The following is an 8,120-nucleotide window of genomic DNA, read 5'->3' on the forward strand; positions in this document are numbered from 1 at the left end:
CGGGTAAGCACATCCATCCTAGTCGTCGACGAGATGTATGGAACATCGTACGGCCGTTGTTCTGCGCCCTCGACCATAGCGGGATGAAGGAAGTGATTTGTGTGGACGTAGAATCCTTCCACTTCCAGGATATCGTGTCTGTGCTCCGGATACGCGGCGGTCTCCACCGAAAGTATCCGCCGCTCGTTCAGGGAAACAAGATTGTGATGAAACGAAAAGGACCGTGGTTTCATCGTCGCTATCGAGACTGCTTCGTCGAGATCCCTGGATTCGAGAATGGCCCGGCTCAGAAAGTAACGCGGAATACCTTCCACGACTCTTCGCGGCTGGATATAGTTGGTGGTCTCGACGATACCATGGATATTGACGGCAGGACCGTTGCCCGGAAGAAGGCCTGGATAGATGAAAGCAAGGAAAGACACACCGCTCGGAGGATCGACCCGGGCAAGAAACATTCTCCCGACATTGAGGTCGTTTCCGTCCTCGTTGTGGACGAGGATCACATTATCCCCCTTCTTGACGGCGATCGTCGAACAGCCGGGAGGATCTTTCAACAGTCCTATTTCCGATCTGCAGTTGTACGAGAATAGATGCATGAATGGAACCTCAAGGGCTTCCGCCATACCTTCGAGTTCGTCTATCAGCCCGGGGAAACCATCCCGGGCGTGGGCCAGCATCGCTTCGACCCTGCTTCGGCCCTCCCCCTCAAAATACGCCACAGAATCGATATAATCACCAGCGACATCAAAGTAGCCCCGTATCCGATCCTTCATCGCGGCGCCGATCTGCCTCCCTATTTCGTTGTGTGAACCGGATACTTCTATGAGCGGATAACCATTTTCAGGAAATGCAAGAAGCCCCTTGTAATCGGTGGAAGATGGACCGCAACCGATTACAGGCAGCAAGGCCGCGCCCGCCGCTACGGTCAAAGAATATTCCAGGAATTCTCTTCGTGAATACTTGTTCATAACGAGGCCCCTTTCTATATGTCCCATTGACATAGTAGGACGGGAACCGGATTCAGACAAGTGTCATATTGAGATCTGCACCCATGGATTTATTAACTCAATATGTTCGTTATCGGACATGGCTTGTGCCGCAACCGGACAGCCACAACCGAAGCAGGCCAGCCTAACTGGCGATTTTATGCGCAGTTAACAAACTGGCTCCAGATATGCAATCTCATTGCCAAGGGTATAAGAATTCGACTACAGATAATCGGGAGCCTACAATGTTCTTCAATTATATCAAGGCTACTCTGAGAGGGTTGCTCAGGCACAAGAGCACTTCAACCATCAACATTCTCGGATTGGCAGTCGGCATCGCGGTCTCGTTGATGATCACTCTGTGGGTACAATACGAGCTCCGGTACGATGATTTCCAGGAAAAGGGAGATCGCATCTGCCGCGTCATCACAAATTACAGCGATATCGGTAAACGTGCCTGCAGCCCCGGCCTTCTGGGCCCGGCTGCCAGGACGGACCTCCCCGAGATAGTTGAATTCGCAAGATTCAAGAGACTGCGAACTGCAGTTATTGCGAATCAGGAAACGTCATTCTTCGAAGATGATATCATACTTGCTGACGCCCAGTTGTTCACCATGTTCAGCCTGCCATTCGCTCGATCCTCCGCTGAATCAGCTTTGTCATCTCCGTATAGCATAGCCATCTCCGAGTCCATGGCTGAAAAGTATTTCGGTGATCAGGACCCACTGGGAAAAGTCCTCACGATGGATAGCACTATTGAACTCACAGTGACAGGAGTCTTCAGGGACGTGCCTGGGAACAGTCATCTAAAATTCGATTTTGTCTCTCCTGTCGAGTTGGCTGAGAAAGAAAACTTCTGCGGCATCGACTGGGGCAGTTCCAATTTCAACACATACTTCGAAGTAACAGAGGCCGCGCGTCTGACCGAGCTTGACTCTGCTATCATGGCTGTGTCCAGAGCTCATGACGGAGGCAACGGCCAGTTGGAAGGTGAGACTACCTGGTACCTGCAGCGCCTGTCCGATATCCACCTCGATGGAAGTATTGGACACAGCTGGAGCAAGAGAAGCGATATCGAAGATGTCCGTCACATCTATCTTTTTTCGATTATCGCTTTCGCCGTGCTGATCGTCGCCTGCATCAACTTCATGAACATTTCGACTGCCCAGTCGATCCGGCGCGCCAGAGAGATCGGGATGCGAAAGACGCTGGGAGCCAGTCGCGTTCAATTGATGACACAGTTCTTCGGTGAATCGCTTGTGCTGGCCTGTATCGCCGGGGGCCTGGCTGTAGGCCTGGTGGAACTGCTGCTTCCCGTTTTCAATGGAATAACGAACGAGCATGTCTGCCTTGACATGTCGAATCTCACAACCCTGCTTAGTATAGGTGGGATAGTCATAATTGCGGGTCTCCTGGCAGGTAGTTACCCGGCTGTCTACCTCTCTTCATTTAAAGCGTCAAAAGTGTTAAAAAGCAACTCGCGGGTAGCAACCGGAGGCAATCTGTTCAGGAGGATCCTGGTAGCCGTGCAGTTCACTGTGTCGATAGTACTGATTATCGGAACCGCCATCATGTACCAGCAGCTATCCTACACTATCGATTATACGCCCGGGTATGACAACAGCGATCTTATTCACATCTCGATCAGAGACAATATTGCATCACAGTATGATTATGTCAGAGAAAGCCTCCTGCAAAACCCTGATATTATCGCCGTCACTGCCAAGGACTGCCTGCCTAATACACACCGAAACAGAACAAACTGGATCAGTTGGGAAGGTCTTGAGAACAGCAATCGCCACGCGTTTGAAACGACACGCATCGACCTCGAATACTTCGCCACAATGGGCATGGAGATCGTCGAAGGTCGAGATTTCTCCAAAGAGCATCCAGGTGATGCTACTCGGGCATATATACTGAACGAAACAGCCGTCATGCAGACAGGCATGGAATCTCCTGTCGGGAAGTGGTTCGCGCATGGAGAGAATGTGGGTCCGATTGTCGGCATCGTCCGCGACGCGCATCTAAAGACCTTCAAGCGGGAAGCAGTGGCCCAGGTGTTTTCGGTTCTGAATGATCTGCCGGAGCAGACTACTTCCAGCGCCGTGATCCTGATCAAGACTACAGGACAAAACACTCGCGAGACGATCAGCGCGATCGAAGGACTATGGGAAAAAGTCAATCCAGGGACACCCTTTGAATACGGATTCCTGGACGAGACAATGGGAGCCATGTACATCGAGGACCGCAATCAACAAACTCTGCTTTCATGGTTTGCGGGAATGACGATATTCGTATCTTGTCTGGGGCTGCTTGGCCTGGTCATGTCATCTTCTGAACGTCGTATCAGGGAAATCGCCATACGCAAAGCACTGGGCTCATCTGTCACTGGAATCGTCCGCCTTCTTTCCAATGAATTCCTGGGGCTCGTAGCCCTGGCAAACGTATTCGCCATTCCGATTGCCTGGTATTGGATGACCCGCTGGCTCGAGAACTTCGCATATCACATCGACCCCGACTGGACGACCTTCGCCCTGGCTGGTGTCGGTGCGATTATCCTGGCCCTGTTGACAACGAGTCTTCAAAGCCTGAGAGCTGCCATGATGAACCCCGCAGATATTCTGCGACATGAATAGGACACGAAAGTTTTGAGTGAGACAAGAACCATAATTATCCGGGGAGTAGCGATGAAAAAAGTATCGATATTATGTGTGATCCTGCTTCTGACCGGCCTCAGTAATTGCGCGAATACTCAGGATAAACATGAAGTCCAGACGCATCGTTCAGATGATTCTGTCGAAACAGAGGCATTCCTGAGCAGCCTGCCAGACACTATAGAGAACTGGATGAATGACTGGAACATGCCCGGCCTCGCTGTCGGGATCTTCGTTGACGGAGAGACCGTATTCATGCGTGGATTTGGATACAGAGACAGGGAAGAAAGGCTACCCGTTACGACCAGGACCCTCTTCCCAATCGCTTCCTGCACAAAATCGTTTACAGCCCTCAGCGCATTTATCCTTGAGGAAGAGGGCAAGCTGGACCTTGACGCGAAAATAAAAGACTACCTGCCGGATTTTCAGATGATGGATAAAAAGGGTACAAAAAATGCCGCTATCAGGGATTTTCTCGGGCATCGTTCCGGACTGTCACCATACACTGGCATACACCAGCTGACTGGGCTATCCAGAGAAGAGATATTCCAGCACCTGAGATATTTTCCCCCTCAATTTGAATTGCATGGAGGGTTCATATACTCCAATCTCGGTTACATGGTAGCGGGCCATATAGTGGAAAGGGTAGTCGGCAGGCCGTGGGAACTATTCGTATCAGAAAGTATTCTCAGCCCTATAGGTATGGATAACACATGTTTCACCTACGAGGAAATGATCGGGACCGACGACTACGCTGTCCCTTATTGGAATTTTCCAGATTTCGAAAGTCCCATAAAACGACCGTTTGAGATCGACGCGACCCTCTCCCCCGCAGGTGGCGGTGGTGGGATCATAACGGATATCGAGGGGATGATGGCATGGGTCAGGTTCAACCTCGGGGACGGAAAAGCCGGGGGCAGGCAACTCGTCTCGCAGGAGGACCTCAACGAGATGCATTCTCCAATAATAGATCTATCTTCCGCCCTCAATACCGAGTTGAATACTTACGCGGGCTACGGCAATGGGTGGTTCAGCGAAAAATATCGGGGATACAACCGTGTCTACCACGGCGGCCTTGGCGACGGCTGGATCTCGCTGGTCAGTTTCCTTCCCGAAGAAGAAATAGGAGTCGTCGTACTGACAAACCTCTACTACCAGCATCTTCATGAGGCTCTGGTCTATCATATCATCGACAACCTCCTTGGCCTTTCCCCGATCGATCACAACACAAGGGAACTGCGTGGCGTCAAAGGAGCTATCGATGGATTCAACGCTGGTTACGAAGCTTTCTGGCAGCAGGCTGACCCGGATAAGATGCTCAGTCGCGATCTGGAAACATATACCGGGACATACTCGAATCAGCTGTTCGGAAAGGTCTCTGTCAGGCTGGAAGGCGAAGAGCTGGGCCTGACCTTTGAAAGCGGTATCCATCTCAATGCGAGGCATTACGAATCTGACACCTTTGCCACAGAAAGCGAGATACTCTCCTTCAGCCATCTCCCGATAAAATTCGAGACATCAGAGGATGGTATTATAACCGCTTTTACTATCTCACTCGAAAGCTCTGTCGATGAATTCAGGTTCGTGAGATGAAACATACCCTGTTTCACAGGGACCATCCTGTCACAAACCATACCCATCAGGGGAACTTTAGCCCGGGACTCAGGTATAAAATAGTCGGGACACCTCTTTCAAGGAGCATCAAAATGAGACCTTCGAATCTGATGATGTTGTCGTTCATCCTTCTTCTCAGCCCGATCACTTCCAAAGCCGCCGATCCGGTCGGGGCGCCGATCGAATCGATCACCGAGGCGGAACTCAGCGGCCATGTCTACTTCCTCGCGTCGGATTACCTCGACGGCCGGTATCCCGGCCAGCCCGGGTACGAGATCGCTGCTCAATACGCCGCGTCGCAGTTCAAAGCCTGCGGACTGGACTCGATCGTCATCGACCAGAATGGCGGAAAAAGCTTCTTCCAGACCGTGCCGGTAGCGACGAGGGCCCTGGAGCACTTCGCTCTTGTCTCCATTACTCCATCCGGTGAGAAAAGGTACGATGCAGGCGATCTCTTCAAGAGCCACCTCTATGACTTCGGCGATGAAAGTCAGGATAAGTGGGATATCGTCTTCGCCGGGTACGGCATTTCCGAACCGGAGAGCGGATGGGACGACTTCGAGGGGCTTGCCCTGGAGGGAAAGACTGTCATTCTGCTTAGAGGCACTCCCTCTGAGGGCGGAGAACCTGTCCTGCCGGAGGAGATCGAAGCAAAATACTCCGCCAGAAGCAGTCTGATGGAACGGCTGGTGAAGATCTCAGCAATGGATCCGGCCGCGATAATCGTTCCCGCCAGCCCGTCCTACGTCTCGTCCTGGGACAGAAGGGCCGATCTGGGCATGTGGCCCAACGCCGTCCTCTACGAAGGAGACTCTGCATACTACCACTGGATAAATGCCGATATCCCCCGCTTCCTTCTTGTCGGATCAAACCTGTTCTTAGTGAAGCAGCAGATGATCGAAGAACTGATGGCCGGGCAGCAGTACGAACCTTTCATGCCTGACAGCACGATCAGGGAAGAGGAGTACAGGACGTTCGAGCTCGGCGGCTCATCGATCGGCCCAGAGTTCACTGTGAAAGACGAAGACCGCTCCTCGCCGAACGTCGTCGCCATGCTCCCGGGGACCGATCCTGTACTGAAAGACGAATATATAGTGATCGGATCCCATATCGACCACTTCGCGAGCAATGGCGGCCCGGTTATGAACGGCGCCGACGACAACGCCAGCGGCGCTGCCGGTGTGATCGAGATCGCCGAGGCGCTCGCCATCGACCCTCCGAGGCGGTCCGTGATATTCGTAATGCTCAACTCCGAAGAGACCGGGCTGCTCGGAGCGAGATACTTTGCTCATAACTGTCCCGTGCCTCTCGACAAAGTCGTCGCCTATATCAATGTCGACATGATCGGAAGGACAGTTCCAGACCTCGCCGAGACCCGCGGCATCTATATCTCGGGCGCCGACCGAACATGCGATGAATGCTGGGATATCCTTCAGGATGTCAACGAAAGGACTTCCCGGATCGACCTCGTTCTCGAAGAGGGCGGAGAGACCACCGAGAGGTCGGACGAGCTTCCCTTCTTCAGCGCCGGGATCCCAACCTACGGCTTCTGTACGGGTATGCACGAGGACTATCACAGGCCCGGCGACGACCCGGAGAAACTCGAGTACGACAAGATGGAGAAAGTCTGCAGGTTGATCTACTCGCTGATAGTAGAGCTTGCCGACAGGGACGAAAGACCCTGCGGCAGCTAAGCCGGAAAAGTGTCACGATTTATCGCGCGGCTCATTCATACTTCAGCGATTCCACCGGATCGGCCACCGCGCCCTTGACTGCCTGAAAACTGACAGTGATCAGTGCGATCAGCAGGACAAGTGATCCCGAGATCAAAAAGACCCATATCCCAAGATCGATTCGGTATGCGAAGTTCTGGAGCCACCTGTTCATGACAAACCAGGCCACCGGCCAGGCAAAGATGTTCGCCACAAGCACCACTTTGAGAAAATCCTTATTGAGCTGGCGTACGATACCTGCCACCGAAGCACCAAGGACCTTTCTTATCCCTATCTCCTTCATCTTCCTGTCGACGACAAAGGCGGATAGCCCGAACAGCCCGAGGCATCCGATGATTATTGCAAGGTATGAGAATATTGTGAAAAGCTGACTGATCTGCGCCTCGTTACGGTAGAGGCCATCGAACCTTTCATCAAGAAATGAATATGAAAATGGCATGCCTGGAGCAAAATCGTTCCATGCCTTCTCCACTCGTCCGACTGTCCCCGCCACATCACCGGTCTCGAATCGAACCGATATGTACCCTTCCGTCCGGACGTAGTAACCACCGGAGAAAAAGAGAGCCATCGGACGGATCTCCTGATGAAGCGATTCGTAATGATAATCCTCGACGATCCCTATGACCGAAAAGACATTTCCATCATCGCTATTATTGCTGATGGTCTTCCCGATCGGATCGGCCCAGCCTATAAGGTCGAGAGCGGCACTGTTGAGGACCACGGCGGTGGAGTCGGTCGAGTGCGCCCTGGAAAAAAATCTTCCTTCTGCCATCTTCAGTTTCATCGTGTCGAGGTATTCAGGATCACAGACGACCATATTCAGAGTAAAACCTGCGTCCACTCCTTCCGCCCGGTATCCTATATTCGAGAAACCGCTCCCTGGCACCGTCGTAGAGCCTGACACACTCACTACCCCGGGCTGGTCTCTGAGGATATCCTTGAATGTCCCTGTGCCAGCACCGAGAGCTCCAGGATTGTCGATCACCATGACCTGTTCCTTTTCGAACCCGAGAGCCTTGTCCTGAAGGTAGCTCATCTGGCCATGCACGGTCAGGACACCGACGATCAGGAAGATGGCGATCGAAAACTGCAGGACGATCAGGCCGTTCCTTATCCATAGCTCGCGGCTGTCC

5 protein-coding genes are annotated in these 8,120 nt (G+C 52.5%); 3 read left to right on the forward strand and 2 right to left on the reverse strand.

Features of this window, described 5'->3' with window-relative positions:
- A partial coding sequence (locus KOO63_12120) for a C45 family peptidase (GenBank protein MBU8922554.1) occupies window positions 1–968 on the reverse strand: 968 nt, incomplete at its 3' end.
- A 263-nt stretch (window positions 969–1,231) separates the two neighbouring features.
- Here KOO63_12120 and KOO63_12125 point away from each other — a divergent pair.
- The 3 genes from KOO63_12125 to KOO63_12135 all read left to right on the forward strand — a co-directional run bounded on the left by KOO63_12125 (window position 1,232) and on the right by KOO63_12135 (window position 6,948).
- Complete coding sequence (locus KOO63_12125) at window positions 1,232–3,622, forward strand: ABC transporter permease (GenBank protein ID MBU8922555.1); 2,391 nt, start codon at window positions 1,232–1,234, stop codon at window positions 3,620–3,622.
- Between the two features lie 12 nt (window positions 3,623–3,634).
- The gene (locus KOO63_12130) at window positions 3,635–5,233 is read left to right on the forward strand and encodes a serine hydrolase (GenBank protein MBU8922556.1); all 1,599 of its coding nucleotides are present in this window, start codon (window positions 3,635–3,637) and stop codon (window positions 5,231–5,233) included.
- 113 nt (window positions 5,234–5,346) lie between these two features.
- Window positions 5,347–6,948, forward strand: a complete 1,602-nt coding sequence (locus KOO63_12135) for a M20/M25/M40 family metallo-hydrolase (protein ID MBU8922557.1) — start codon at window positions 5,347–5,349, stop codon at window positions 6,946–6,948.
- A gap of 31 nt (window positions 6,949–6,979) precedes the next feature.
- Here the strand turns inward: KOO63_12135 and KOO63_12140 are convergent.
- The coding region (locus KOO63_12140) for an ABC transporter permease (protein MBU8922558.1) at window positions 6,980–8,120 on the reverse strand (1,141 nt) is incomplete at its 5' end.

The organism is Candidatus Latescibacterota bacterium (assembly GCA_019038625.1).
Taxonomy (GTDB): Bacteria; Krumholzibacteriota; Krumholzibacteriia; order Krumholzibacteriales; family Krumholzibacteriaceae; genus JAGLYV01.